At 72.7% G+C, this 25,201-nt stretch carries 27 protein-coding genes; 5 read left to right on the top strand and 22 right to left on the bottom strand.

From position 1 onward, the window contains the following. Positions 1 to 10: 10 nt before the first annotated feature. Genes tsaD through glmS form a run of 9 tightly spaced genes read right to left on the bottom strand, consistent with a single transcriptional unit; the run spans position 11 to position 8,816 of the window. Positions 11 to 1,060 (bottom strand): tRNA (adenosine(37)-N6)-threonylcarbamoyltransferase complex transferase subunit TsaD, encoded by a 1,050-nt coding sequence (gene tsaD, locus P0Y31_RS15740; RefSeq protein WP_275871065.1) that lies wholly within the window; start codon positions 1,058 to 1,060, stop codon positions 11 to 13. Beyond that, positions 1,057 to 1,527 (bottom strand): ribosomal protein S18-alanine N-acetyltransferase, encoded by a 471-nt coding sequence (rimI, locus tag P0Y31_RS15735; protein ID WP_275871063.1) that lies wholly within the window; start codon positions 1,525 to 1,527, stop codon positions 1,057 to 1,059. Before rimI ends, tsaD begins: the two co-directional genes overlap by 4 nt. Before the next feature lies 1 nt (position 1,528). Continuing rightward, positions 1,529 to 2,230 carry a tRNA (adenosine(37)-N6)-threonylcarbamoyltransferase complex dimerization subunit type 1 TsaB gene (gene tsaB, locus P0Y31_RS15730; protein ID WP_275871061.1) on the bottom strand — a complete coding sequence of 234 codons (702 nt, stop codon included), beginning with the start codon at positions 2,228 to 2,230 and terminating at the stop codon, positions 1,529 to 1,531. Positions 2,231 to 2,235: 5 nt separating this feature from the next. Further along, positions 2,236 to 2,718, bottom strand: coding sequence for a tRNA (adenosine(37)-N6)-threonylcarbamoyltransferase complex ATPase subunit type 1 TsaE (tsaE, locus tag P0Y31_RS15725; protein WP_275871059.1), 483 nt, complete (start codon positions 2,716 to 2,718; stop codon positions 2,236 to 2,238). Then, complete coding sequence (locus tag P0Y31_RS15720; protein WP_275871057.1) at positions 2,705 to 3,886, bottom strand: alpha/beta hydrolase; 1,182 nt, start codon at positions 3,884 to 3,886, stop codon at positions 2,705 to 2,707. Before P0Y31_RS15720 ends, tsaE begins: the two co-directional genes overlap by 14 nt. Further along, the gene (alr, locus tag P0Y31_RS15715) at positions 3,883 to 5,064 is read right to left on the bottom strand and encodes an alanine racemase (RefSeq protein WP_275871055.1); all 1,182 of its coding nucleotides are present in this window, start codon (positions 5,062 to 5,064) and stop codon (positions 3,883 to 3,885) included. Before alr ends, P0Y31_RS15720 begins: the two co-directional genes overlap by 4 nt. Before the next feature lie 54 nt (positions 5,065 to 5,118). Continuing rightward, complete coding sequence (locus P0Y31_RS15710) at positions 5,119 to 6,576, bottom strand: bifunctional ADP-dependent NAD(P)H-hydrate dehydratase/NAD(P)H-hydrate epimerase (protein WP_275871053.1); 1,458 nt, start codon at positions 6,574 to 6,576, stop codon at positions 5,119 to 5,121. Between the two features lie 13 nt (positions 6,577 to 6,589). Further along, positions 6,590 to 6,940, bottom strand: coding sequence for a holo-ACP synthase (locus tag P0Y31_RS15705; protein WP_275871051.1), 351 nt, complete (start codon positions 6,938 to 6,940; stop codon positions 6,590 to 6,592). 16 nt (positions 6,941 to 6,956) lie between these two features. Beyond that, a complete protein-coding gene (gene glmS, locus P0Y31_RS15700) occupies positions 6,957 to 8,816 on the bottom strand; it encodes a glutamine--fructose-6-phosphate transaminase (isomerizing) (RefSeq protein ID WP_275871049.1) in 1,860 nt (619 codons plus the stop codon). 68 nt (positions 8,817 to 8,884) lie between these two features. On the opposite strand from glmS, the gene coaA reads away from it, so the two are divergent. Next, the gene (gene coaA, locus P0Y31_RS15695; RefSeq protein WP_275871047.1) at positions 8,885 to 9,844 is read left to right on the top strand and encodes a type I pantothenate kinase; all 960 of its coding nucleotides are present in this window, start codon (positions 8,885 to 8,887) and stop codon (positions 9,842 to 9,844) included. Positions 9,845 to 9,864: 20 nt separating this feature from the next. Next, positions 9,865 to 11,286, top strand: a complete 1,422-nt coding sequence (locus P0Y31_RS15690) for a class II fumarate hydratase (protein WP_275871045.1) — start codon at positions 9,865 to 9,867, stop codon at positions 11,284 to 11,286. 9 nt (positions 11,287 to 11,295) lie between these two features. Here P0Y31_RS15690 and P0Y31_RS15685 read toward each other — a convergent pair whose 3' ends face one another. The 3 genes from P0Y31_RS15685 to P0Y31_RS15675 all read right to left on the bottom strand — a co-directional run bounded on the left by P0Y31_RS15685 (position 11,296) and on the right by P0Y31_RS15675 (position 14,703). Further along, a complete protein-coding gene (locus P0Y31_RS15685; RefSeq protein ID WP_275871043.1) occupies positions 11,296 to 12,057 on the bottom strand; it encodes a hypothetical protein in 762 nt (253 codons plus the stop codon). A 233-nt stretch (positions 12,058 to 12,290) separates the two neighbouring features. Next, entirely contained in the window at positions 12,291 to 13,664 is a 1,374-nt protein-coding gene (locus tag P0Y31_RS15680; protein ID WP_275871041.1) for a PhoH family protein, read from the bottom strand. Between the two features lie 277 nt (positions 13,665 to 13,941). Then, complete coding sequence (locus tag P0Y31_RS15675) at positions 13,942 to 14,703, bottom strand: isoprenyl transferase (RefSeq protein ID WP_275871039.1); 762 nt, start codon at positions 14,701 to 14,703, stop codon at positions 13,942 to 13,944. Between the two features lie 162 nt (positions 14,704 to 14,865). On the opposite strand from P0Y31_RS15675, the gene P0Y31_RS15670 reads away from it, so the two are divergent. Continuing rightward, positions 14,866 to 15,555 (top strand): hemolysin III family protein, encoded by a 690-nt coding sequence (locus tag P0Y31_RS15670; RefSeq protein WP_275810559.1) that lies wholly within the window; start codon positions 14,866 to 14,868, stop codon positions 15,553 to 15,555. Between the two features lies 1 nt (position 15,556). On the opposite strand, the gene P0Y31_RS15665 is transcribed toward P0Y31_RS15670, so the two are convergent. Genes P0Y31_RS15665 through mca form a run of 3 tightly spaced genes read right to left on the bottom strand, consistent with a single transcriptional unit; the run spans position 15,557 to position 17,260 of the window. Continuing rightward, positions 15,557 to 15,985, bottom strand: a complete 429-nt coding sequence (locus P0Y31_RS15665; protein ID WP_275871037.1) for a VOC family protein — start codon at positions 15,983 to 15,985, stop codon at positions 15,557 to 15,559. Between the two features lie 13 nt (positions 15,986 to 15,998). Next, positions 15,999 to 16,331 carry a hypothetical protein gene (locus P0Y31_RS15660; RefSeq protein ID WP_275871035.1) on the bottom strand — a complete coding sequence of 111 codons (333 nt, stop codon included), beginning with the start codon at positions 16,329 to 16,331 and terminating at the stop codon, positions 15,999 to 16,001. Continuing rightward, positions 16,328 to 17,260, bottom strand: a complete 933-nt coding sequence (mca, locus tag P0Y31_RS15655; protein WP_275871033.1) for a mycothiol conjugate amidase Mca — start codon at positions 17,258 to 17,260, stop codon at positions 16,328 to 16,330. Before mca ends, P0Y31_RS15660 begins: the two co-directional genes overlap by 4 nt. Before the next feature lie 136 nt (positions 17,261 to 17,396). On the opposite strand from mca, the gene P0Y31_RS15650 reads away from it, so the two are divergent. Continuing rightward, on the top strand, positions 17,397 to 17,762 hold the full coding sequence (locus P0Y31_RS15650; RefSeq protein ID WP_275871031.1) for a DUF4307 domain-containing protein: 366 nt from the start codon (positions 17,397 to 17,399) through the stop codon (positions 17,760 to 17,762). A gap of 201 nt (positions 17,763 to 17,963) precedes the next feature. Further along, positions 17,964 to 18,455, top strand: a complete 492-nt coding sequence (gene greA, locus P0Y31_RS15645; protein ID WP_275871029.1) for a transcription elongation factor GreA — start codon at positions 17,964 to 17,966, stop codon at positions 18,453 to 18,455. Positions 18,456 to 18,530: 75 nt separating this feature from the next. Here the strand turns inward: greA and P0Y31_RS15640 are convergent, their stop codons facing one another. The 7 genes from P0Y31_RS15640 to P0Y31_RS15610 all read right to left on the bottom strand — a co-directional run bounded on the left by P0Y31_RS15640 (position 18,531) and on the right by P0Y31_RS15610 (position 25,178). Further along, a complete protein-coding gene (locus tag P0Y31_RS15640; RefSeq protein ID WP_275871027.1) occupies positions 18,531 to 19,073 on the bottom strand; it encodes a GNAT family N-acetyltransferase in 543 nt (180 codons plus the stop codon). Beyond that, complete coding sequence (gene ilvA, locus P0Y31_RS15635) at positions 19,073 to 20,293, bottom strand: threonine ammonia-lyase (RefSeq protein ID WP_275810581.1); 1,221 nt, start codon at positions 20,291 to 20,293, stop codon at positions 19,073 to 19,075. The genes P0Y31_RS15640 and ilvA overlap by 1 nt, the downstream gene beginning before the upstream one ends. Positions 20,294 to 20,334: 41 nt before the next feature. Continuing rightward, on the bottom strand, positions 20,335 to 21,186 hold the full coding sequence (locus P0Y31_RS15630) for an ABC transporter permease (protein ID WP_275871025.1): 852 nt from the start codon (positions 21,184 to 21,186) through the stop codon (positions 20,335 to 20,337). Next, complete coding sequence (locus P0Y31_RS15625; protein WP_275871023.1) at positions 21,183 to 22,160, bottom strand: ATP-binding cassette domain-containing protein; 978 nt, start codon at positions 22,158 to 22,160, stop codon at positions 21,183 to 21,185. The genes P0Y31_RS15630 and P0Y31_RS15625 overlap by 4 nt, the downstream gene beginning before the upstream one ends. A 66-nt stretch (positions 22,161 to 22,226) precedes the next feature. Beyond that, a complete protein-coding gene (locus tag P0Y31_RS15620) occupies positions 22,227 to 22,643 on the bottom strand; it encodes a VOC family protein (protein ID WP_275871021.1) in 417 nt (138 codons plus the stop codon). A 9-nt stretch (positions 22,644 to 22,652) separates the two neighbouring features. Continuing rightward, positions 22,653 to 23,981 carry a glutamate mutase L gene (locus P0Y31_RS15615; RefSeq protein ID WP_275871019.1) on the bottom strand — a complete coding sequence of 443 codons (1,329 nt, stop codon included), beginning with the start codon at positions 23,979 to 23,981 and terminating at the stop codon, positions 22,653 to 22,655. A 6-nt stretch (positions 23,982 to 23,987) separates the two neighbouring features. Beyond that, positions 23,988 to 25,178 (bottom strand): cystathionine gamma-synthase, encoded by a 1,191-nt coding sequence (locus tag P0Y31_RS15610; protein WP_275871016.1) that lies wholly within the window; start codon positions 25,176 to 25,178, stop codon positions 23,988 to 23,990. Positions 25,179 to 25,201 lie beyond the last annotated feature (23 nt).

The raw sequence follows: 25,201 nt of genomic DNA, 5'->3' as shown, positions 1-25,201 counted from the left end.
CAGGCGCGGCTCAGGCCTGCACGGCCGTCACCGGCATCGACGAGTCGGCCGGCAGGGACAGCTCCGAGGGCGTGCGGCCCTTGAGCACCATCTGGGCCCCGAGCGCGGCCACCATGGCGCCGTTGTCCGTGCAGAGGCCGGGCCGGGGCACCCGAAGCGTGATGCCGGCCGCGTCGCAGCGCTCCTGTGCCATCGCCCGCAGCCGCGAGTTCGCAGCCACGCCGCCACCGATCTGGAGGTTCTCCACGCCGTTCTCCCGGCAGGCCAGCACCGCCTTGCGGGTCAGCACGTCGACGACCGCCTCCTGGAAGCTGGCAGCGACGTCGGCCACCGGGACGGGCTCGCCCGAGCGCTCGCGCGCCTCGACCCAGCGGGCCACCGCGGTCTTCAGCCCGGAGAAGGAGAAGTCGAAGCGGTGGCGCTCCATGTCACGCCCCGACGTCAGCCCGCGGGGGAAGTCGATCGAGACGGCGTCGCCCTCGCGGGCAGCGCGGTCGATGTGCGGGCCGCCGGGGAAGGGCAGCCCGAGCACTCGGGCGACCTTGTCGAACGCCTCCCCCGCCGCGTCGTCGATCGAGGCGCCGAGCGACCGGACGTCGTGGGTGACGTCGGGCACCAGGAGCAGCGAGGAGTGGCCGCCGGAGACGAGCAGCGCCAGCGTCGGCTCCGGCAGCGGACCGTGCTCGACGATGTCGACCGCCACGTGAGAGGCCAGGTGGTTGACGCCGTAGAGGGGGACGCCGAGGGCCACGGACAGCGACTTCGCCGCCGCGACGCCGACCATGAGCGCGCCGGCGAGGCCCGGGCCCGAGGTCACGGAGATGGCGTCGAGGTCGGACAGCCGCACCCCGGCCTGCGTGCAGGCCCGCTCGATGGTCGGCACCATCGCCTCGAGGTGGGCCCGGCTGGCCACCTCGGGCACCACGCCGCCGAAGCGGGCGTGCTCGTCGACGCTGCTGGCGATCGCGTCGACGAGCAGCTCCTCGCCGCGCACGATGCCGACGCCGGTCTCGTCGCACGAGGTCTCGATGCCCAGCACCAGGGGCTGGTCGGCACTCACGCTGTCTCCTCCTCGGAGGTCGTCTCGCCCAGGGTCAGCCGCAGGATGTGCGCGTCCACGTCCCCCGGCTGGTAGTAGCGCCGCCGCGTGGTCAGCAGCTCGAAGCCCGCCCGCTCGTACAGCCGTCGGGCCGGGAGGTTGTCGTCGCGCACCTCGAGCATGAGGTACTCCGCACCCCGACGCCGGGCCCGGTCGACGAGCTCCTCGAGCAGGGTGCGCCCGAGTCCCCGTCCCTGGGCGCGCGGCGCGACCGCGATGGTCATCACGTCGGCCACCTCGCTGCCCACGTCGAGGCCGGCGTAGCCCGCGATGCCCCCGGCGTCCTCCTCGACCACGTAGTCGCGCCGGGGCCGCCCGGCGAGCTCGGACCACCAGGTCGGCTCGGACCACGCGTCATGCGGGAAGAGCTCGCGCTCGAGGGCGGCCAGCTCGCCGATGTCGGTCCAGCGCAGCTCGCGAAGGACCATCTCAGGACCTCCCGTGGGGCACGGCCTGCGTCACCGGCTTGCGCGGGTGCGACGGCGCGGCGTCCGGCCGGCGCAGGTATAGGGGCTCGACGGGCAGCGTGCGGCCCTCCTCCATCGCCGTGACCGCCACGGCCGCGAGGTGGCCGGCGCTGACGTCGAGCGGTCCGGCCTGTGGCGCCAGCAGGTCGGGGTAGAGCAGCGCACCCCGGCCGACGACCGGCGCGCCGCCGAGCAGGTCGGCCACGGTCGCCGGGTAGTCCACGGCAGGGTCCGTCAGGCGGATGGCCCGCGCGCCCCCGTCGGTGGGCTCCACGGCATACCGGGCCCAGTAGACCTCCTTGCGCCGCGCATCCGTGGCCACCACGAGCTCGCCCCGCACCGCGCCGGTGACCGCAGCCTCGTGGGCCAGCGCGTCGAGGCTGCAGACGCCGTGCACCGGTATGCCGCGGGCGTGCGCGAACACCGTCGCGGTCACCATCCCGACCCGCAGGCCGGTGAACGGACCCGGTCCCACGCCGACCGCCACCGCGGTCACGTCGCCGGCGCTGCGGCCGGCCTCCTCGAGCACCGCGGCGATGCTGGGCGCGACGTGCTCGGTGTGGCGGCGCACGTCGAGGGTGGAGCGTTCGGCGACGACGCGCCCGCCGTCGTGGAGGGCGACGGCGATCGCGGAGGTGGAGGTGTCGATGGCGAGCAGCAGCACGGCGTTCAGGGTACGTCGACCAGCTCGCCGAGCAGGGCACGGGCCTGCTCGTCGGCCCAGCGGGGGCCGGAGGCGGTGATGGTGGCCCGGCGCTCGTCGTCGCCGGCCAGGGTGACCTCCAGCCGGTCCTCGGCGAGCCCCTCGGCCAGCCCGTGGCCCCACTCGACGATCGTGACCGAGTCCTCGATGGAGGCGTCGAGGTCGAGGTCGTCGAGCTCGGCGAGGCCGCCGAGCCGGTAGGCGTCGACGTGGACGAGGGCCGGGCCTCCAACGAGCGAGGGGTGGACGCGGGCGATGACGAACGTCGGCGAGGTGATGGGGCCGCGCACGCCCAGGCCCTCGGCGATGCCCTGGGTCAGCGTCGTCTTGCCGGCACCGAGGTCGCCGGTGAGCACCACGAGGTCGCCCGCGCGCAGCACCCGGCCCAGCCGCTCGCCCCACGCACGCGTCTCCTCGGCCGTGCGCAGCACGACCTCAGTGCGCCTCATGCCGCCCCCGTCCCCGGGCACGCGCGACCTTGCGGCGCTTGGCCACGTCGGTGAGGGTGCGGCGCACCCGCGGCTTGTCCTCGACGTGCAGACCGGTCTCGGCGGCCCTGAGGCCGCGCTCGACCAGCGAGAGCAGCAGCCCCGTGATGACCTCGGGGTGCTCGAGCATGATGATGTGGCCGGCCTCGTTGATGACGACGTGCTCGGCGCCGGGGATGAGCCGGACGATCTCCTCGCTGTGGTCGGGCGGGGTCAGCAGGTCCTGGCTGCCGTTGACCACAAGCGTCTCGATGCCGTGGAAGCGGGCGAGGGCCTCGCGCTTGTCGTGGATGTCGATCGAGGGCAGGAAGTCCGACATCACGGTGAACGGCGTGCTGAAGATCATGTCGCCGGTGTAGCGCACCGCGGCCGGGGAGACCGGCGAGGCGAAGCTGTACCTCTCGACGACGAAGTCCTCGAGGTCGCGCCCGACGTGCCGCACGTTGTTGAGCCAGTCCTGCCGGGTGCCGAGGCGGTCGAGGAGCCTGGGGCCGACCCGTCCGAGGACGCGGCCGAGGAACTGCCCGAAGCCGAGCGAGACCATGTTGCGTCCGCCCGCGCTGGTCGCCACGAAGGCGGCGGCGATGACCCGCTCGCGAACCAGGTCGGGGAACTGCTCGGCCATCGCCATGACCGTCATGCCGCCCATGGAGTGCCCGACGAGCACGAGCCGGCCCTCGGGCACGACCTCGCTCACGACGCTGTGCAGGTCCTGGCCGAGCTGGTCGATCGTGCAGGCCTCGCGCGAGCTCTTCTCCGACTGGCCGTGGCTGCGCTGGTCCCACAGCACGACGCGGTACCCGGCCTGCACCAGGGCGCGGCGCTGGAGCACCCAGGCCTTGAGGCTGAGCGTGTAGCCGTGGCTGAAGACGATGGTCGGGTGGTCCGGGTGGGCCGCCGCCGGCTCGGGCTCGTCGACCTCCACGTGCAGCGGCACGCCGTCGCTGGCGATGACCACCAGCTCCTTGTCGGGCGTGTGCTCGTAGAGCCCCTCGGGCGTCAGGGTCAGCAGCGCCTTGCGGCGGCTCTTGGTCACCCGCTCGGCAGCGATGCCCGCGGCGGTGGCGGCGCCCGCAGCGGCCAGGCCGAGGCCCAGGCCGAGCGCGCTGTTGCCGGTGCGAGGGCTCATGCGGAACCCTCTCCCAGGTAGACGCGGGGCACCCGGGCCCCCACCCGCGTGACGATCTCGTAGTTGATGGTGCCCGTGGCGACGGCCCAGTCCTGCGCCGTCGGCTCGCCCGCGGCGCCCCGGCCGAACAGCACCACCTCGTCGCCCGCTGCCCCTGGGTAGTCGGGGCCGAGGTCGAGCACGAACTGGTCCATGCAGACCCGCCCGGCGATGGCCAGGCGCCGGCCGCCCACGAGGGCCGGGCCCACGCTGCTGGCGTTCCTGGGTATGCCGTCGGCGTACCCCATCGGCACCAGGCCGAGCTGGGTGTGGGTCGCGGTGGTGTAGGTGTGGCCGTAGGAGACGCCCTGGCCGGCCGGGCACGGCTTGACCGACGCCAGGTGGGCGGTCAGGCGCATGGCCTCCCGCAGTCCGTAGTGCTCGGGGGCGCCGAGGTCCGGCACCGGCGAGAGGCCGTAGACCGCCAGGCCGGGCCGCACGAGGTCGTAGTGCGCGGACGGGTTGGTGAGGGTCGCGGCGGAGTTGGCGAGGTGGCGCACCTGGGGGCTGAGCCCGGCGCGCTCGAGCTCGGCCAGCACCTCGTCGAAGCGCTCCTGCTGCGCCCGCACCGTGGGGTGCTGCGGGGCGTCCGCGTAGGCGAAGTGCGAGAAGACACCCACCAGCGTGAGCACCCCCTCGGCCTGGAGCCGGCCGAGGGAGGCCACCAGCGTGTCGAGCTCGTCGCCCCAGGCGCCGTTGCGCCCCAGCCCGGTGTCGACCTTGAGGTGGACGCGGGCCGTCGCGCCCTCCCCTCGCGCCGTGGTGGCGATGGCGTCCAGCGCCCACTGCGTGGAGACCGACAGGTCGATGCCGAGCCGCACCGCCTCGGTGAAGTCCTGCCCCGGCACGTGCAGCCAGCTGAGCAGGGGCACGTCGATGCCTGCCTGTCGGAGCTCGACCGCCTCGGGCAGCTGGGCGACCCCGAGCCACGTGGCGCCCCCGCGGAGCGCGGCGCGGGCGGCCGGCAGCAGCCCGTGGCCGTAGGCGTCGGCCTTCACCACGGCCATCACCTCGGCCCGCCCGGCCAGCTGCTTCAGTGTCGCGACGTTGTCCGCGATGGCGTCGAGGTCGACCTGCGCGCAGGCAGGGAGGCCCGGTGGTGCCGGGGCAAACGTGCTGGTCAGTGCATCGGCGCTCATCGCGTCCAGTCTGTCAGACCGACATCACGGTGCTTCGCCCGGAGGTGGGTCGTCTCAGCGCGCGAGCAGTGCCGCGACCGTGCCCGGTATGCCGTGGGCCACGGCCACCGCGCGCACCGGCCCGCCGGGGTTGGCGGCGTCCGCCGCGACCCCGTGCACGAGGGCGGCGAGGCTCGCCGCGTCCCACGGCTCCAGGCCGGCCGCGAGCAGCGTGCCGGCCAGCCCGGCGAGCACGTCCCCGGCGCCGGCGGTGGCCAGCCAGGCAGGGGCGTCGTTCTGCGAGCGCACCGGCAGCCCGGTGTCCGCCGGGGGCACGACCAGGGTCGTGGAGCCCTTGAGCAGCACGGTGGCCCCGGTGGTGTCCGCCGCCTGGCGCGCGTGGTCGAGCGGAGCCGCCTGCACCTCCTCGCGGGTCACCTCGCGCTCGCCCAGCCGCGTCAGCAGCCGCGCCAGCTCGCCCGCGTGGGGCGTCAGCAGGGTCGGCGCCAGCCGCCTGCCCCAGAGCAGGTCGATCCCTCCCGCGTCGAGCAGCACCGGGAGGTCGGAGGCGAGGGCGCGTCCGGCCACCTCCAGCTGGCGCTCGGCTCCGTCCCCGGTGGCCGCGGAGTCCAGACCGGGTCCGATCACCCAGGCCTGCACCTGCCCCTCGCCCACCACGGCCTCGGGCACGGCCGCACGCACCAGCCCCGTCGGCGTCGGCGGCCCGACGTAGCGGACCATGCCCACCCCGCTGGCGACGGCTGCCGTGCAGCACAGGACGGCGGCGCCGGTGTACTGCTCTCCCCCAGCGACGACCCCGAGCACGCCGCGGGAGTACTTGTCATCGGTGGCGGTCGGCACCGGCCACAGACCCGGCACGTCGTCCCTGGTGACGCGCTGCACGGCCGGCGCGGCGTCGACCTCGAGGCCGATGTCCACCACGGTGAGCCGCCCCACCGCCGGCTCGGTGGCGGGCAGCAGGTGCACGGGCTTGACCACCCCGAAGGTGACGGTCTCGTCGGCGTAGACCGCGTCCGGCACGGCCTGCTGCCCGGCCGGGTCCTGGCCCGAGGGCAGGTCGACGGCCAGCACGTAGGCGTCGTCGGGCACCGCGTCGACCCAGGGCTGGGCCTCCTCGGGAAGCCCCGGGCGGCCCCCGATCCCGAGGACCCCGTCGAGCACCAGGTCGGCCTCGGCCAGCAGCGCCTGCCAGTCGTCGCCCGGGCCGAGCACCAGCACACCGGCCGCCTCCGCGGCCGCCAGGGCGCCCTCGTGGACGGGCCACGCGGCCCGCAGCGCGGCGACGGCGAACCCGCGGTCGGCGAGGTGCGCCGCGGCATACAGCGCGTCGCCGCCGTTGTTGCCGGGGCCCACGAGGGCGACCACGCGGCTGCCGCCGCGCTCCTCGAGGCGGGCGGCGGCGACCTCGGCCAGCCCGGCGGAAACACGGGCCATGAGCTCGCCCTCCGGCAGCGTCTCCATCAGGGCCGCCTCGGCGGCCCTCACCTCGTCGGCACCCCAGGCCTCGATCACGGCGTGCTCCTCCTCAGCCCTCGGCCACGACGACGGCCGAGGCGATCCCGGCGTCGTGCGACAGCGAGACGTGCAGGGCGTGCACGCCCAGGGCCTCGGCGCGCGCGGCCACGGTGCCCGACACCTGCAGGTGCGGCCGGCCGTCGTCACCGCGGTGGACGGTGCAGTCGTGCCACTGCAGTCCGACGGGGGCGCCGAGCGCCTTGGCCAGGGCCTCCTTCGCCGCGAACCGGGCCGCGAGCGAGTTCAGCGCCAGCTCGCGCTCGGCCTCGGTGAACAGGCGCTCCCGCAGGGTGGGGGTGCGCTCCAGCGTCTGCCCGAAGCGCTCGACGTCGACGACGTCGATCCCCACCCCGATGATCACCGCGCTCCCCGCTCGCCTACTCGACCGTGACGCTCTTGGCGAGGTTGCGCGGCTGGTCGACGTCGAGGCCCTTGGCCGTCGACAGGTGCAGCGCGAAGACCTGCAGCGGCACCACGCTCAGCAGCGGCGCGAGCAGCGGCGAGGACTGCGGGATGCGGATGACCTCGTCGGCGAACGGCACCACGTCCTCGTCGCCGTCCTCGGCGATGACCAGGGTGCGGGCGCCCCGGGCGCGGATCTCCTGGATGTTGGAGACCACCTTGCCGTGCAGCCCGTGCGGGGTGTCGGGGCTCGGCACCACGATGAAGACCGGCTGCCCGGCGTCGATCAGGGCGATGGGCCCGTGCTTGAGCTCGCCGGCGGCGAAGCCCTCGGCGTGGATGTAGGCGAGCTCCTTGAGCTTGAGCGCGCCCTCCATGGCGACGGGGTAGCCGACGTGGCGGCCCAGGAAGAGCACCGAGCGGGTGTCCGCCATGAACCGGGCGATCTCCTTGACCCGGCCCATCCGGCCGAGCAGGTCCTCGATCTTGGCCGGGATGCCCTGGAGCTCCTTCATGACGGCCTGCGCCTCGTCGGCGTAGGTGCCGCCGCGCAGCTGGGCGAGGTAGAGGCCGAGCACGTAGCTGGCGGTGATCTGGGCCAGGAACGCCTTGGTCGAGGCGACCGCGATCTCCGGGCCGGCGTGGGTGTAGAGCACCGCGTCGGACTCGCGCGGGATGGTCGAGCCGTGCGTGTTGCAGATCGACAGGGTGCGCGCGCCGAGCTCGCGGGCGTGGCGCACGGCCATCAGGGTGTCCATCGTCTCGCCCGACTGCGAGATGGACACGACGAGGGTGTGGTCGTTGACCACCGGGTCGCGGTAGCGGAACTCGTGGGCGAGCTCGACCTCGACGGGGATCCGGGTCCAGTGCTCGATGGCGTACTTGGCCACCATGCCCGCGTAGGCCGCCGTGCCACACGCGATGATGACGATCTTGTCGATCGTGCGCAGGTCGTCCTCGGAGATCTCCATCTGGTCGAGGACCAGGCGGCCGTCCTCGTCGGTGCGGCCGAGCAGGGTGTCTCCCACGGCGTGGGGCTGCTCGTTGATCTCCTTCTCCATGAAGGTGGCGTAGCCGCCCTTCTCGGCGGCGGCCGCGTCCCAGGTGACCTCGTAGTGCTTGCCCTCGGCGGGGCTGCCGTCGAAGTTGATGACGGTGGCGCTCTCCGGGGTGATCGTGACGATCTGGTCCTGGCCGAGCTCGAGCGCGTTGCGGGTGTGCCCGATGAAGGCGGCGACGTCGGAGCCGAGGAAGTTCTCGCCCTCGCCGAGGCCCACGACCAGCGGGCTGTTGCGGCGGGCGCCGACGACGACGCCGGGGGCGTCCTCGTGCACGGCGAGCAGGGTGAAGGCACCCTCGAGGCGGTTCACCACGACCCGCATCGCCTCGGTCAGGTCGCCGCACTCCCGGTAGGCGCCGGCCACGAGGTGGGCCACGACCTCGGTGTCGGTCTCCGAGCGGAAGGCCACGCCCTGGGCGACGAGGTCCTTCTTGAGCGCGTGGAAGTTCTCGATGATGCCGTTGTGGATCAGCGCCAGCCGGTCGTCGTCGCCGCCGCGGTGCGGGTGGGCGTTGGCGTCGGTGGGGCCGCCGTGGGTCGCCCAGCGCGTGTGGCCGATACCGGTGGTCGCCGGCGGCAGCTGGTCGGCCTCGAGTGCCTCCCGGAGGTTCGCGAGCTTGCCGGCGCGCTTCTCGGAGGCCACGCCGTCCGTGGTGACGAGCGCGACACCCGCCGAGTCGTACCCGCGGTACTCGAGGCGGGCCAGGCCCTCCATGACGACGTCCAGGGCCTTGCCGTCGACGCTCGGGCCGACGTAGCCAACGATTCCACACATGGCCGCAAGCCTAACGGCACGGTCGACCTCGTCTGCGCCCCGACGGGCGGTGGGCAAGAATGGCGCGCGTGACGCACCCCGCCGGCACCGCGACCATCCCCTCGCCCTACGTCGAGCTCGACCGTGCGGCGTGGGCCAGGCTGCGCCAGAACCACCCCCTGAGCCTGTCCGCCGACGACGTGGCCCGCCTCCAGGGCCTCGGCGACCGGCTCGACCTCAGCGAGGTCGAGGAGGTCTACCTCCCGCTGTCGCGGCTGCTCAACTTCTACGTCGGGGCCACCGCGGGCCTGCACCGCATCACCAGCGACTTCCTCGGCGAGAGCCCCGCCAAGACCCCGTTCATCATCGGCGTGGCCGGTTCGGTCGCCGTCGGCAAGTCCACGACCGCCCGCATCCTGCGCGAGCTGCTCCGCCGCTGGTCGGGCACCCCGCGCGTGGAGCTGATCACCACCGACGGGTTCCTCTACCCCAACAGCGAGCTCGAGCGCCGCGGAATCCTGCAGCGCAAGGGGTTCCCGGAGTCCTACAACCGCCGGGCGCTGCTGCGTTTCGTGGCCGAGGTCAAGGCGGGCCGGGCCGAGGTCTCCGCCCCCGTGTACTCGCACCTCACCTACGACATCGTCCCCGGCGAGCGCACCGTGATCCGCCAGCCCGACGTGCTCATCGTCGAGGGCCTCAACGTGCTCCAGGCCCCGCGGGTGCAGCCCGACGGCCGGGTCGGGCTCGCCGTCAGCGACTTCTTCGACTTCTCGGTCTACGTCGACGCGCGCACCTCGGACATCCGGGGCTGGTACGTCGAGCGCTTCCTGCGGCTGCGGGAGACCGCCTTCGCGGACCCGCACTCCTACTTCCACCGGTATGCCGCGTTGTCCGACGACGAGGCGCGGGCCACCGCGACGGGCATCTGGGAGCGGATCAACGAGCCGAACCTGCGCGAGAACGTCCTCCCCACCCGTGGGCGGGCCTCGCTGGTGCTGGGCAAGGGCGAGGACCACAGCGTGCGCCGCGTGCGGCTGCGCAAGCTGTAGGCCCCGAGCATCATGGGGGCATGAGCCAGCCGGAGCAGACGAGCACCACCGCCCCCGCCACGCGCACCGAGCACGACTCCATGGGCGAGGTGCAGGTGCCCGCCGACGCGCTCTGGGGGGCTCAGACGGCGCGGGCGGTCGACAACTTCCCGATCTCCTTCCAGCCGGTGCCCTCGGGCGTCGTGCACGCGCTGGCCCTGCTCAAGGGTGCGGCGGCCGAGGTGAACGCCGAGCTGGGGGTGCTCGACCGCGAGCGCGCCGACGCCATCGCGGCCGCGGCGCGCGAGGTGGCTGAGGGCCGGCACGACGAGCAGTTCCCGGTCGACGTGTTCCAGACCGGCTCGGGCACCTCGACCAACATGAACGCCAACGAGGTCATCGGCCGGCTCGCCCACCTCGCGACCGGGCTGGCGGTGCACCCCAACGACCACGTCAACTACGGCCAGTCGAGCAACGACACCTTCCCCAGCGCCCTGCGCATCGCCGCCACCCTGGCGGTGCGCCAGCAGCTCGCTCCTGCCCTCGGCCGCCTGGCCGAGTCGCTGGCGGCCAAGGAGCGCGAGTTCGCCGACGTGGTGAAGTCGGGCCGCACCCACCTCATGGACGCCGTGCCGGTCACGCTCGGCCAGGAGTTCGGCGGCTACCGGCGGCAGGTCGAGCTCGGCCTGCAGCGGGTCATGGTGGCGGCGCAGGCCACCGCGGAGCTGCCGCTGGGCGGCACGGCGGCAGGCACCGGCATCAACGCGGCCCCCGGCTTCGCCGCGCGGGTCATCGCCCGGGTCAGCGAGCGCACCGGGGTGGAGTTCCGCGAGGCGGAGAACCACTTCGAGGCGCAGTCCGCCCAGGACGCCGTGGTGGAGCTGAGCGGGGCGCTGAAGGTGGTGGCCGTCAGCCTCACCAAGATCTGCAACGACCTGCGCTGGATGTCCTCGGGTCCGCGGGCCGGGCTGGGCGAGATCCGCCTGCCCGACCTCCAGCCGGGGTCGAGCATCATGCCCGGCAAGGTCAACCCGGTCGTGTGCGAGGCGACCCTCATGGCCTGCGCCCAGGTCATCGGCAACGACGTGACCATCACGACGGCGGGCGCGGCCGGCAACTTCGAGCTCAACGTCATGCTGCCGGTGATGGCCAAGAACGTGCTCGAGTCGACGCGGCTGCTCAGCGCGACGAGCCGCCTGCTCGCGGACCGGTGCATCGACGGGATCGAGGCCGACGTGGAACGCTGCCGCGAGCTGGCGGAGGGATCGCCCTCGATCGTCACCCCGCTGAACCGCTACATCGGCTACGAGGCCGCCGCCGCGGTGGCCAAGCAGTCGGTCAAGGAGCGCCGCTCGGTCCGCGACGTCGTCATCGAGCGGGGGCACCTCGCCTCAGGGGAGCTCACCGAGCAACAGCTCGACGAGGCCCTCGACGTGCTGGGGATGACCCGGCCGGAGGGCTGAGCCTCTGGCTCAGTACCAGTGCGGCGACCGGCTCTGCCAGGACGACCAGGCGTTGCAGGGGCTGCCGTAGGAGCTCTTGATGTACTCCAGCCCCCACTTGATCTGGGTGGCGGGGTTGTCGCGCCAGTCGGGACCGGCGCTGGCCATCTTCGAGGCGGGCAGCGACTGCGGGATGCCGTAGGCGCCCGACGAGGGGTTGGTCGCCTTGTAGTCCCAGTTGCTCTCGCCGACCCAGAGGTTGTCCAGGCAGGAGAACTCGCCCTCGCCCCAGCCGTAGTCGGCCATGAGCAGGCGGGCGACGGCGCGGGGGTCGGCCTTGGCCCGGTCCAGCACCGCCTGGCGCTTCTTCTCGAGGGCGGCGCGCTCCTTGGCGCGGGCGGCGCGCTCGGCGGCCTCCTTGCGAGCCTTCGCGGCGGCCGCCTCGGCCGCCACCTGGTCGCGCCGGCTCTTCTCCTGCGCCGCCGCGAGGCTGAGGTTCGCGTCGCTGCGGGCGCTGGCGAGGCGGGCGTCGTTCTCGATCTGGGTGTCGGCCAGCTCGTTGGCCTGCTCGACGGCCTCGGCGGAGACGGTGAACCCCGCCTGCCCGGTGCCGTCGCCCTTGGCCTGGTAGCCGGCGGCGGTGGTCGCCACCACGGCCAGCACGAAACCGGCGGTCAGGGCGGGTCGCCCGACGGCCCTGGCGACGACGACGCTGCGGGGGCGGTTCGATCCACCAGCGGGTCGTGCGTGGGTCTGGGCACCGCGGTGCCGACCCTCGTAGGGCTTGCTCATCCAGTTCCTCCAACGCAGAGGCCACCTTGGGCAGGTGGCCTCAGTTGCCGTGCAGTTGCCGTGCGAACACCGCCCGTATGGCCCGAAGTGACCAGGGCGGCGCGTTACGAAACTGAGATGTTAGCGCATTCAAAGCGGGCGAAAAGGGGCACAGCAGCAGATGAGCACGGCCGGGTGGGCGCGGTCACACCCGGCCGTGCTCACCGGTGACTAGTCCGGACTAGTCACCACCGCTAGACCTCGAGGCCCTCGAGGAGGTCGGTCACCAGGGCCGCGATCGGGCTGCGCTCGCTGCGGGTGAGCGTGACGTGCGCGAACAGCGGGTGGCCCTTGAGCGCCTCGATGACCGCCGCGACGCCGTCGTGCCGGCCGACCCTGAGGTTGTCGCGCTGGGCGACGTCGTGGGTGAGCACGACCTTCGAGTTCTGGCCGATGCGCGAGAGCACCGTGAGCAGCACGTTGCGCTCGAGGGACTGCGCCTCGTCGACGATGACGAAGGCGTCGTGCAGCGACCGTCCACGGATGTGGGTCAGGGGCAGCACCTCGAGCATGCCGCGGTCCATGACCTCCTCGACGACCTCGCGCGAGACGAGCGCCCCCAGCGTGTCGAACACCGCCTGGGCCCAGGGACCCATCTTCTCGGCCTCGCTGCCCGGCAGGTACCCGAGCTCCTGGCCGCCCACGGCATACAGGGGACGGAAGACGACGACCCGGCGCTGCTGGCGGCGCTCCATGACGGCCTCGAGGCCGGCACACAGGGCCAGGGCGCTCTTGCCGGTGCCCGCCCGGCCACCGAGGCTGACGATGCCCACGTCGGGGTCGAGCAGCAGGTCGAGGGCGATGCGCTGCTCGGCGCTGCGGCCGTGCAGCCCGAAGGCGTCACGGTCGCCACGCACCAGCCGGACCTGCTTGTCGGCCCCGACCCGCCCCAGACCGCTTCCCCGCGGCGAGAGCAGGACCAGGCCGGTGTGGCAGGGCAGCTCGGCGGCGCCGGCGTGCTCGACGCGGCCGTGCTCGTAGAGGGCGTCCATCTCCTCGGTGGTGACGTCGAGCTCGGCCATGCCGGTCCAGCCGCTGTCGACGGCGAGCTCGGCGCGGTACTCCTCGGCCGCCAGGCCCACCGCGGAGGCCTTGACCCGCATGGGCAGGTCCTTGCTCACCACGGTGACGTCGTGGCCCTCGTTGGCGAGGTTCTTGGCCACCGAGAGGATCCGGGTGTCGTTGTCGCCGAGCCGGAAGCCGGCCGGCAGCGAGCTCGGGTCGGTGTGGTTCAGCTCGACCCGCAGCGTGCCGCCGTCCTCCCCGACGGCGACCGGTGCGTCGAGCCGGCCCTCCTTGATGCGCAGGTCGTCCAGCATCCGCAGGGCGGTGCGGGCGAAGTAGCCGAGCTCCGGGTGGTGCCGCTTGGCCTCCAGCTCGGTCACGACCACGACCGGCAGGACGACCTCGTGCTCGGCGAACCGCAGCATGGCCCTCGGGTCGGACAGCAGCACCGAGGTGTCGAGGACGAAGGTCCGGTATGCCGGGGGCGCCCCTCTGCGGGGTCGGGCTGCGGCGCTCGTGGTGGTGCGCACGCTGGTGGTCTTGCCACTCGATGTCGAGGCCATCTCACTCCATCCGGCACAGCGCGCTCCCCGGCGCGGTGCGCCTACTCGCGAACGAGGTGCCGGGACCGGGCCATCGCAGTGCGGTGGTGCCGGGTCCGGCCCTCCGCCCGGAGCTGCTTACGCTCCATGTGATGGCCCTCCCGAACGCGGTGCGGGTGCTCCGCGTCACAGCTGACGGTAGGGCTGGCCGGGGCCGCAGGTCGGTAACTGCAGGGCGTGTCGCCGACAGTTCACCCGGCGGACACGGGGTCAGGACATGGGGGTCAGGACACGGGGGTCAACTGCCGAAGCGGCGGTGGCGCTCGGAGTAGGCCCGCAGCGCCCGCAGGAAGTCGACGTGCCGGAAGTCGGGCCAGTAGGCCTCGCAGAAGTAGAACTCGCTGTGCGCGCTCTGCCAGAGCAGGAAGCCCGAGAGCCGCTGCTCGCCGGACGTGCGGATGACCAGGTCGGGGTCGGGCTGGCCCTTGGTGTAGAGGTGCTCGGCGATGTGCTCGACCTCGAGGCTCTCGGCGAGCTCCTCGATGCTCGTGCCGTTGGCCGCGTGCGACATGAGCATCGAGCGCACCGCGTCGGTGATCTCCTGCCGGCCGCCGTAGCCGACGGCCACGTTGACGACCATGCCCCGGACGTCCTCGGTGGCGTCCGCGCTCTCCTTCAGGCGCCGGGCGGTCTCGGCCGGGAGCAGGTCGGGCGCGCCGACCGGGTTGATCCGCCAGCGCCGGGTCTCGGCGAGGTCGGCCACCGCGGTCTCGATGATGGTGAGCAGGGGCGCGAGCTCGGCCGGCGGCCGGTTGAGGTTGTCCGTCGACAGCAGCCACAACGTCACGACCTCGACGCCTGCCTCCTCGCACCAGCCGAGGAAGTTCGCGATGTTGTCGGCGCCGGCCTGGTGTCCTTCCTTGGTGGCCGCTCCCCGCTCGCGGGCCCAGCGGCGGTTGCCGTCCAGCATGACGCCCACGTGCCGGGGCAGTGGCGCGTGCGCGAGGCTGCGGCGCAGCCGCCGCTCGTACGCGGCATACAGCAGGTCACGCAGACCCACGGGGCCTCCTGGGAGGACGGACAGTGTGTGCACCGGCCCGTTCACCGGGCCGCTGCCGCACACGGTACCCCGCCGCAGGCCCGGCGGCCGTCTCCGGCGCTGCGCGACCTGGCGTCAACCTACGGATGCGTAGGTTACGCCCACGTAAGTTATCCTCGGCGCATGGCCACGACATCCGACCGCCACGAGCGCGGTCCCCTCGAGACCGTCGTCGACGCCGTCAAGCCCAAGCTGCGCGGCTGGCTCCACGCCGCGATGGTCCCCCTGACCGTGGCCGCCGGCATCGTGCTCATCGCCCTCGCCCCGAACACGCCGGCCCGCATCGCCGCCGCGGTGTTCTCGGTGACGGCCTGGCTCCTCTTCGGCACCTCCGCGGTCTACCACCGCGGCAACTGGTCCCCCAGGGTGGCCGGGGTCCTCAAGCGGCTGGACCACTCCAACATCTTCCTCATCATCGCCGGCAGCTACACCCCGTTCGCGCTGCTGCTGCCGGGCGACCAGGCCCGCACCATGCTCACGATCGTGTGGACGGGCGCCATCGCGGGCGTGTTGTTCCGCGTGCTGTGGGTGCACGCGCCGCGCTGGCTCTACACGCCGATCTACGTCGCCCTCGGGTGGGTGGCCGTGTTCTACCTCGGCCCGCTCCTGCAGCACGGCGGACCCACCATCGTGGCCCTCATCGCCACCGGCGGGCTGCTCTACACCGTCGGGGCGCTGGTCTACGGCATCAAGCGGCCGAACCCGTCACCGCGCTGGTTCGGGTTCCACGAGATCTTCCACAGCCTCACCGTGGCCGCCTTCATCGCCCACTACGTCGCGGCGTCGATGAGCGTCTACAGCGCCGGGGCCTGACCTACACCTCGTAGTCGGCGCCCGACCGGGCACCCTGCGGCGCCTCGTCCTGCCGGGCAGCGGTCTGCCACAGACCCATGACGTTGCCCTCGGGGTCACGGAAGTAGGCCGTCCAGCCCATGTCGCCGACCGGCTGACGCTCCACCAGGGTCGAGCCACCGCGCTCGGCCACGGCCGCCAGCGTGGCGTCGATGTCGTCGACGTCGATGGTCACCACGGGCCGCTCCACCGGCCCGCCGCGCTGGGTCATGCCGCCGTTGATGTACCCCGGCTCGGTCGACCCGCGCTCGTCCACCGGCCCGGTCATCACCAGCGAGTAGTCCATCCCCGGCACGTCCTGCAGCTGCCAGCCGAACAGGTCGGCATAGAACGACCGGGCCCGGGCCCCGTCGTCGAAGGGGAGCTCGAAGTGGACGACGCGACCGCTCATGGCGACCTCCTGGCTAGGGGCGTGTCCGGCCAGTCTGTCCCTCGGTCGGGCCCTCGTCATCAGCCTGCGGGGTGACGCCGTCGGCCGTGCCTGCACCGCCGGTCCCGCCCGGGCCCTCCGCGTCGGCCCCGTCGGCCCCGTCGGCACCCTCGACCCCGTCGGCCTCCCGGGTCGGCCGGCGCTCGCCCTCGGCCTGCGCCTGCCGCTGGGCCTCCTCGGCGCGGTAGGACATCCGCCGCATGCGGGCGTTCATGTTCCGCATGAGCAGCCACAGCGCGACCGCGAGCGCGAAGAACGCGAAGAAGGCGCCGATGCCCGGCGAGACGACGGTGCTCGGGGTGTTCATGCGGGGTCCTTCCGTCCGTCGTACGCGATCTGGAGCCCACCCGCGACCGCCAGGGCGTCGGCGTCGAGCCCCCGAAGGCCCGCGAACAGGTCGTCCTCGATCGGCTCGACGGGCACGTACGACAGCGCGGCCTCGTACTCCTCGGTGGGCCAGACGCGCTGCTGCACCTCCCGCGGCACCCGGAAGAAGCTGCCGTCGGGGTCGATCTGGGTGGCGTGGGCGAGCAGCGCCCGGTCACGCCGGTCGAACCAGTCGGCGCACTCGATCTTCGTCGTCACCGTGCGCGGCTTGCGGTCCTGCCAGTTCTCGAGCCACTCCTCGTAGGGGCTCTCCTCCTCGAGGGCCAGCAGCGCCTCGTGGAAGGCGACGATGCGCTCACGGCTGAAGGTCTGGTTGTAGTAGATCTTCAGCGGCTGCCAGGCCTCGCCGGCGTGCGGGTATGCCGTGGCGTCGCCGGCCGCCGAGAAGGCCGCCATCGAGACGGTGTGGCACATGATGTGGTCGGGGTGCGGGTAGCCGCCGTTCTCGTCGTAGGTCGTCATGACGTGCGGGCGGAAGCGACGGACCTCGCGGACGAGGGCCTCCGTGGTGACCTCGATGGGCTCGAGGGCGAAGCAGCCGGCCGGCAGGGGCGGCAGCGGGTCGCCCTCCGGGAGCCCGCTGTCGACGAACCCGAGCCAGGTGTGCTGGACGCCGAGGATCTCCTGGGCCCGCGCCATCTCCTCGCGGCGCACCCGCGGCAGGTCGCGCTGGATGTGGATGTCGTTCGCCAGCTTGGGGTTGAGGATGTCGCCCCGCTCGCCCCCGGTGCACGACACCACGAGCACCTCATGGCCCTCGTCGACGTACCTCGCCATCGTCGCCGCACCCTTGCTGGACTCGTCGTCGGGGTGCGCGTGCACCGCCATCAGACGCAACCGGTCAGCCACCTGCAAACCTCTCTCGGTCCATCGTCGACAATGGGGCCACCGGTCATCCTCTCACCTGCGTCGGGGCCCGCCTCCCGCGGCCACCGGCGCGGCGCCGGCCGCCGAAGACCCCGACCACCGGAAAGGCCCCCACCGCATGCCCCTCCCCCGTCCTGCCCCGGGCACCGGCAAGTGGTGGGCCATCGGCGTGCTCGGGTGCGCCCTGGGCGTGGCCCTGGCCACCTGGCTGGCCCTGGTCAACACCGTCGGCAAGGTGACCTGGACCGACACCGGCTACCGCGTCGTCGACGACCGCACGGTCGTGGTGGACTTCGCCGTCCACCGCCCCGACGGGAAGGCCGTGACCTGCCTCGTGCGGGCCCTAGACCAGGGCTTCGGGGTGGTCGGCGCGGTCGAGGTGGCCATCCCGGCCTCCTCCGAGCGCACCGTGGAGCGCCGGGTCACGATCCGCACCACGACCAGGGCGGTGACGGGGGCGGTCCGCAGCTGCAGCGCCGGGTAGGCCGATCGGGCCCGGCCGGCTCCGCGGTCGGTCTCGTTCCCACCCATGGAATGGACCACGTCGGGCGGACGTTGTTACCCTTGTACTTTCACGAAGCGGTCTGGACCGAGGGCCCGAAGAGGCTCGAGGTCCGGGCCGTCTTGCGTAACGCCCCCCGGTCGCGTCTGCTGCCGGCCGAGGATCGATCAAGGAGTTTTTCACGTGAGCGACATCGCGACCCCCGCACAGAGCTACCTCACCCAGGAGGCCTTCGACCGCCTCAAGGCTGAGCTCGACCAGCTCTCCGGTGAGGGCCGTACCGAGATCGCGAAGAAGATCGAGGCGGCCCGCGAGGAAGGCGACCTGAAGGAGAACGGCGGCTACCACGCCGCCAAGGAGGAGCAGGGCAAGATGGAGGCCCGCATCCGCCAGCTCACCCAGCTCCTCGAGAGCGCCAAGGTGGGCGAGGCCCCCGCCGACGACGGCGTCGTCGAGCCCGGCATGGTGGTCACCGTCGACATGTTCGGCGACGACATGACCTTCCTCATGGGCTCGCGCGAGATCGCCGACGCCGACCTCGAGGTCTACAGCGAGAAGTCCGCCATGGGCGTCGCCATCAACGGCAAGAAGGTCGGCGACACGGTCTCCTACGAGGCCCCCAACGGCAAGACCATCGAGGTCACCATCAAGGACGCCAAGCCGTACGCCGGCTGAGCACCACACACCACATCCTGGCGACGGGCCGCTCCCCTTGGGGGGCGGCCCGTCGTCGTACCTGCGGGCTGCTGCTCAGTCCTCCACCGGGTTGAGCAGCTCGAAGAGGACGTGGTCGCGCCAGTCGCCCGCGATCTTCAGGTACCGCCGCGCGAGTCCGAACTGCGCGAAGCCGCACTTCACCAGCACCCGCTGCGAGCGGTGGTTGTCGACGAGGGTGCCCGCCTGGATGCGGTGCAGGCCCAGGTGGCCGAAGGCCACCTCGACGATGTGCCGCACGGCGGCGGTCGCCAGCCCGCGCCCACCCGCCTCCTGCGCCAACCAGTAGCCCAGGCTGCACGACTGGAGCGGGCCCCGGACGATCTCGTTGAGGGTGATCCGCCCGACCACCGTGCCGTTCTCGTCGAGGATGACGTGCGGCAGCGAACGGTCCTGCGCGTGCAGCGTCAGCAGCCCGCGCACGAGGGCACGCTGGCCGTCGACCGTGTAGTACTCCTCGCTCCGGAACGGCTCGTAGGGCGCCATGAACTCACGGTTGGTGCGCGCGAGCTCGGCCAGCACCGGCGCGTCGGCCAGGCTGACGAGCCGCGTGACCAGCCTGTCTGCCCCCTCCGCCATCAGCCGAACTTCAGCTCGTAGCCCTTGGTCCGCAGCGCCCGCAGGACCTGCTCGCAGTGCTCGTGGCCGCGGGTCTCGAGCTGGAGGCCGATCTCCACCTCGTCGACCCGGATCGTGGTGCCTGTGCGCACGTGCTCGACCTCGAGGACGTTGGCGTCGGCAGCGGCGAGGTCGGCCAGCAGCCCGGCGAGGGAGCCCGGCTTGTCCGGCACCCGCACCCGGAACTGCAGGTAGCGCCCGGCCGAGGCCATGCCGTGCCGGATGATGCGCAGGAGCAGCAGGGGGTCGATGTTGCCGCCCGAGAGCACCGCGACGACCGGGCCGTCGACGTGGCGGCCGGCCGTGCCGAGCAGGTGCGCCACGGCAGCCGCTCCGGCCGGCTCGACGACGAGCTTGGCGCGCTCGAGCAGGAAGAGCAGGGCTCGCGAGAGCGCCTCCTCGCTCACCGTCTCCATGCCGTCGACGAGCTCGCGGACCAGCGCGTAGGGCACGTCGCCCGGCATACCCACGGCGATGCCGTCGGCCATGGTCTGCATGTTCTCGAACGCGACCGGCTTCCCGGCGGCGAGCGACAGCGGGTAGGCGGCGGCCTGCTCGGCCTGCACGCCGATGATCCGCACGTCGGGCTTGAGCGCCTTGACCGCCGTGGAGATGCCCGCGAGGAGCCCGCCGCCACCGGCGCTCACCACGATGGTCCGCACGTCGGGGCACTCCTGGAGGATCTCTAGCCCGCAGGTGCCCTGCCCGGCCACGATGTCGGGGTGGTCGAACGGGTGGATCAGCACCGCCCCGGTCTCCGCCTCCCACTCGCGGGCCTTGACCAGGCACTCGTCGATGGTCGTGCCCACCTGCTCGATCTCGGCCCCGTAGGCGCGGGTCGCGACGAGCTTGGGCATCGGGGCCCCGTGCGGCATGTAGACCTTGGCCCTGATGCCGAGCATCTGCGCCGCGAGGGCCACGCCCTGGGCGTGGTTGCCGGCGCTGGCCGCCACCACTCCCCTGGCCTTCTCCTCGTCCGAGAGCCGGGACATGCGGGTGTACGCGCCGCGGATCTTGAAGGAGCCGGCCCGCTGGAGGTTCTCGCACTTCAGGAACACCTCGGCCCCGACCCGGTCGGCGAGGGCGCGGCTGTACTCCAGCGGGGTGGGGCGGACGACGCCGCTGAGCAGGTCCTGCGCAGCGCGGACGTCATCCAGGGTGACGGACAACGGAGATGCCATGGGCGGCAGGGTATCTGCCGCCCATGGCACCGGCGCACCTGCTAGTCGTTGGTGCGCCGGTTGAAGGCCCGCACCGCGAGCGGCGCCACCAGAACGGCGATGAGGATCGACCAGCCGGCCGCGAACAGCTCGGGGTGGCGCAGCGGCAGCGCGGCGTCCGGGGGCGCCGGCGGGGTGTTGCCCCACAGCTCTCGCATGGCCTGGACCAGCGAGGAGATGGGGTTCCACTCGGCGATGGTGCGCAGCCAGGGCGTCATGTTCTCGGAGGGCGCGAAGGTGTTGGCCAAGAAGGTGATCGGGAAGATCGTCGTGAACATCAGGCCGTTGACCGCCTCGATGGAGCGCATGGCGGAGCCGACGAGGATGCCGATCCAGATCATCGCGAACCCGAAGAGCAACAGCAGGCCGTAGGCGAGCAGGCCCTCGGCCACCCCGTTGTGGATGCGCCAGCCGATCGCCAGACCCGTCAAGGACATGACGACGATGCCGATGCTCGAGTGGATGAGGCTGGAGATGCTGCGGCCGATGAGCACCGAGGACCGGGCGATGGGTAGCGACCGGAACCGGTCGACGATGCCCTTGTCGATGTCGGTGTTCAGGCCGATGGCGACGACGAAGGAGGCGAAGGCCATCGTCTGCGCCATGATTCCCGGCAGCAGCCACTCGCGGTACTCGCTGCCCTCGGTCTGGATCGAGCCGCCGAAGACGAAGGCGAAGAGCACGACGAACATGATCGGCTGGATCGTGACGTCGGTCAGCGCCTCCGGCTGGCGCCTGATGTGGCGCAGGTTGCGGCGCACGATGGTCCACGACTGGTGCAGCAGCCCGGTCTGGCGCAGCTCGGGCCGGTCGGTCTCCCGGGTCTCGGCGGCGGTGGTCGTCTCGGTCGTCATGACGCCTTCTCCTCCAGGGTCTGCTCGGGAGCGTCCTCGGCGCGGTGGCCGGTCAGGTGCAGGAACACGTCGTCGAGGCTCGGACGCTTCAGCCCGAGGTCGTCGAGCTCGATCTCGCTGTGCTCGAAGACCGCCGCGATGCGGGTCATGTCGCGCAGGCCGTCGGCCGGGGCGGTGAGCTGACGCGCCGCCTCGTCGACGTGCACCGTGGGCACGTGCTGGCGGAGCATCTGCTCGGCGAGGGGCAGGTCGGCGGCCCTGGAGACGGTCAGGACGATGGCGGCCTGCCCGCTCTGGTCCTTCAGCTCGAGTGCCGTGCCCTCGGCGATGACCTTGCCGTGGTCGATGACGATGATGCGGTCGGCGAGGTGGTCGGCCTCCTCGAGGTACTGGGTCGTCAGCAGCAGCGTGGTGCCGTCGCGGACGAGCCCCCGCAGCACCTCCCACAGCTCGACCCTGCTGCGGGGGTCGAGCCCGGTTGTCGGCTCGTCGAGGAAGAGCACCGGCGGGGTCGCGACGAGGCTGACCGCGAGGTCGAGCCTGCGGCGCATGCCGCCGGAGTACGTCTTGACGATGCGGTCGCCGGCGTCGGTCAGCGAGAAGCGCTCGAGCAGGTCGTCGGCGGCGGTGCGGACGTAGGACGAGCTCAGGCCGTAGAGCGCCCCGATGAGGCGGATGTTCTCCCTGCCGGTGAGCAGCTCGTCGACGGTCGCCGCCTGGCCGGTGAGCCCCATGCTGCGGCGTACCGCGTCGGGCTCGCGCAGCACGTCGTGGCCGTTGACCCGGGCCGTGCCGCTCGTCGGCGTCGTCAGGGTCGTCATCATCCGCACGGTGGTCGTCTTGCCCGCCCCGTTGGGCCCGAGGAGGCCGAGGACCGACCCCCTCGGGACGGAGAAGCTGACGCCTTCGACGGCGACGGTCTCGCCGAAGTGCTTGACCAGGTTGTCGGCCTCGATGGCCATGCCGTTTGACATGCCTTCGAGCCTAGGCGGGGGGTCTGACAACCCCAACCGATTAATTCGGCGGATCTGCGGAGTCGTTCAGCTCCTGCACAGGCAGAAGGGGTGCCCGGCGGGGTCGAGGTAGACCTTGAAGCTGCCACTCTCCGACGGCTGGTGCTCGGCCACCGTGGCGCCGGCGGCCAGCACCCGCGGCTCGGCCGCCTCGATGTCGGCGACGTCGAAGTCGAGGTGGAACTGCTGCGGCCGCGGGCCCTCCGGCCAGGTCGGGGCCTGGTAGCTCTCCACCTTCTGGAAGGCCAGGCTGACGTGCCCGCGGGGGTGCTCGGCGCTGATGCCGCCCCCCGGCGGCTCGAGCGTCACCCAGTCGTCCTCCGCCGACTCGATCCCCCAGCCGAGGATCTTGGCGTAGAACTCGCCCAGCGCCCGGGGGTCGGGGCAGTCGAGGACGATGAGGTCGAGACGAGGCATGCCCAGCGCAATGTGAGAGTCACTCATGGGCCCAACCTAGGACTCCGCGCCGACAACGCGCTCGGCCAGCGAGCGAGCCGCGTCCGGGTGCTCCTCGGCCAGCAGCCCGACGGCGAAGAGCAGGTATGCCGTGTCGGTCGCCACCCGCGCCTCCCGGGGCACCCGCCACCCGCCCGCATGGTCGCCGGTCACGGCGCGCAGCACCGCGCGCTGCTCGTCGTCCTCGGCGTGCCGCAGCACACCGCCCGAGCCGATGACGTGGGCGACGTCGGCCAGGGGGCGGGGGCTGGCCCCCGGGGAGGCCGGCCGGGCGTGGCGCCGGACGGCGACCACCGCGGCGAGCCGGGCGAGCTCGAGGTCGAGGGCCCGCTCGGCCGCATCGGCTGGGAGGTGGGCCGTCTCGCGGGCCACGCGCGCGGCATACCCGAACAGCCCGTCGGAGACCGGCAGCGCCTCGCGCTGGGCTGCCTCGAGCACACCCTCGGCGCTCCACCGCATCCCGAGGTCGGCCTCGACGGTGCGCGACTGCCACAGGGGGGCGACGACGTCCTTGGCGAGGCCGGCGTCCTCGCCCTGCGGCTGCAGCGCGGAGTAGACGTCGCTGGTGGCTCCGCCGACGTCGATGACCAGCACGTCGCCCTCGACCGAGTCCGCGAGCACCTGCACCCCGGCGAGCACGGCGTCGGGCGTGGCGGCCCGCACCATGTCGACGAACTCGGTGCCCCTCGACAGGTGCTTGCCGCCGATGACGTGGTGGAGGAAGGCGGCGCGGATCGCGGCACGGGCGCCCTTCGGGGCGATGACCCCGATCTGCGGCAGCACGTTGTCGGTCACCTCGAAGCGCCGCCCGGTGGAGGCCAGCACGGCGGCCACCTGGTCGGCGGCGTCGGCGTTGCCGGCCACCACGATGGGGGCCGCGACGCGCATGTGGGCGAGGCGCTCGGCGTTGTGCAGCAGCACGTCGGCGTTGCCGCCGTCGGTGCCGCCGACGAGCAGCACGATGTCGGGCCGGGCCGCGCGCAGGTCGTGCACGTCGGGTCCCGACAGCCGTCCGGACGCGACGTGGACGACCTTGGCGCCGGCGCTCAGGCCCACGCGGTAGCCGGCCTGCGCCGTGACCTCCCGCTCGTAGCCGACCACGGCCAGCCGCAGCCCGCCGCCGGCGCTGGAACAGGCCAGCACGTCGTCAGGCTCCGGCAGCGCCTCGGCCGCCAGGGACTCCCGGATGGCCCGGTAGCCATCGAGGACGTCCGTGCCGATCGTGGTCGGCACCTCGCGGGTGGCGAGCAGCTGCCCCTGCGCGGCGTCGACGAGCGCGGCCTTGGTGAAGGTCGAGCCGAAGTCGACGCAGAGGAGGCGCGCCATCGTGGTTCAGGCCAGCCGGTCGAGGGCCTGGGAGAGGTCGGCGATGAGGTCGTCGACGTCCTCGATGCCGACCGAGAGGCGGATGAGGTCGGCGGGCACCTCGAGCTCGGTGCCGCGGACCGACGCGTGGGTCATGCGCGCGGGGTGCTCGATGAGCGACTCGACGCCGCCGAGCGACTCGCCCAGGGTCCACACCTGGGTCTCGGCGCAGACCTTGACCGCGACGTCCTCGCCTGCCTTGAGCTGGAACGAGATCATGCCGCCGAAGCGCTTCATCTGCTTCTTGGCGACCTCGTGGCCGGGGTGGCTCGGCAGGCCCGGGTAGTGCACTGCACTGACGGCCGGGTGGCCCTGCAGGAACTCGACGACCTTCTCGGCGTTGTCGCAGTGCCGCTCCATGCGCACGGCCAGCGTCTTCAGACCGCGCAGCACGAGCCAGGCGTCGAACGGTCCGGCGACGGCGCCCATCGAGTTCTGGTGGAAGGCAACGCGATCCGCCGCGTCCTCGAAGCCGGGTACGGAGATGTCGTGGCCGACCACGACCGCGCCGCCGACGACGTCGCTGTGGCCGCCGGAGTACTTCGTCGTCGAGTGGCAGACGATGTCGGCGCCGAGCGCGAGCGGCTGCTGGAGGTAGGCGGAGGCGAAGGTGTTGTCGACGACGAGCAGGGCGCCGGCCTCGTGGGCGATGGCGGCGAGCGCCTCGATGTCGGCGATGCCGAGCAGCGGGTTGGTCGGCGTCTCGACCCACAGCATCTTGGTCTGGCCCGGGCGGATCGCGGCGCGCACGGCGTCGACGTCACCCATGGGAGCGATCGTGTGCTCGACGCCCCACGGCACGAGCACCTTGTTGAAGAGGCGGTAGGTGCCGCCGTAGGCGTCGGAGGGCACGACGACGTGCTCCCCCGGCTGGAGCAGGGCGCGGAGCAGGGTGTCCTGCCCGGCGAGCCCGGAGGCGAACGCGAAGCCGCGGGCGCCGCCCTCGAGCGCGGCGAAGCACTCCTCGAGCGCGGTGCGGGTCGGGTTGGCCGAGCGGCTGTACTCGTAGCCGCCGCGGAAGCCGCCGATGCCGTCCTGCTTGTAGGTCGACACCTGGTAGATCGGCGTGATCACGGCGCCGGTGCTGGCATCCGGCTCCTGCCCGGCGTGGATCGCCCTGGTCGAGAAACCGCCCTGCCCGCTCTGCTGCTCGCTCATGCGGGCAAGGCTAACGGCAGCCT

It is taken from the genome of Knoellia sp. 3-2P3, from assembly GCF_029223115.1.
Lineage (GTDB): Bacteria > Actinomycetota > Actinomycetes > Actinomycetales > Dermatophilaceae > Pedococcus_A.
Note: the sequence above shows the minus strand (reverse complement) of the source record. Positions and strands in the feature narration are given on the sequence as shown.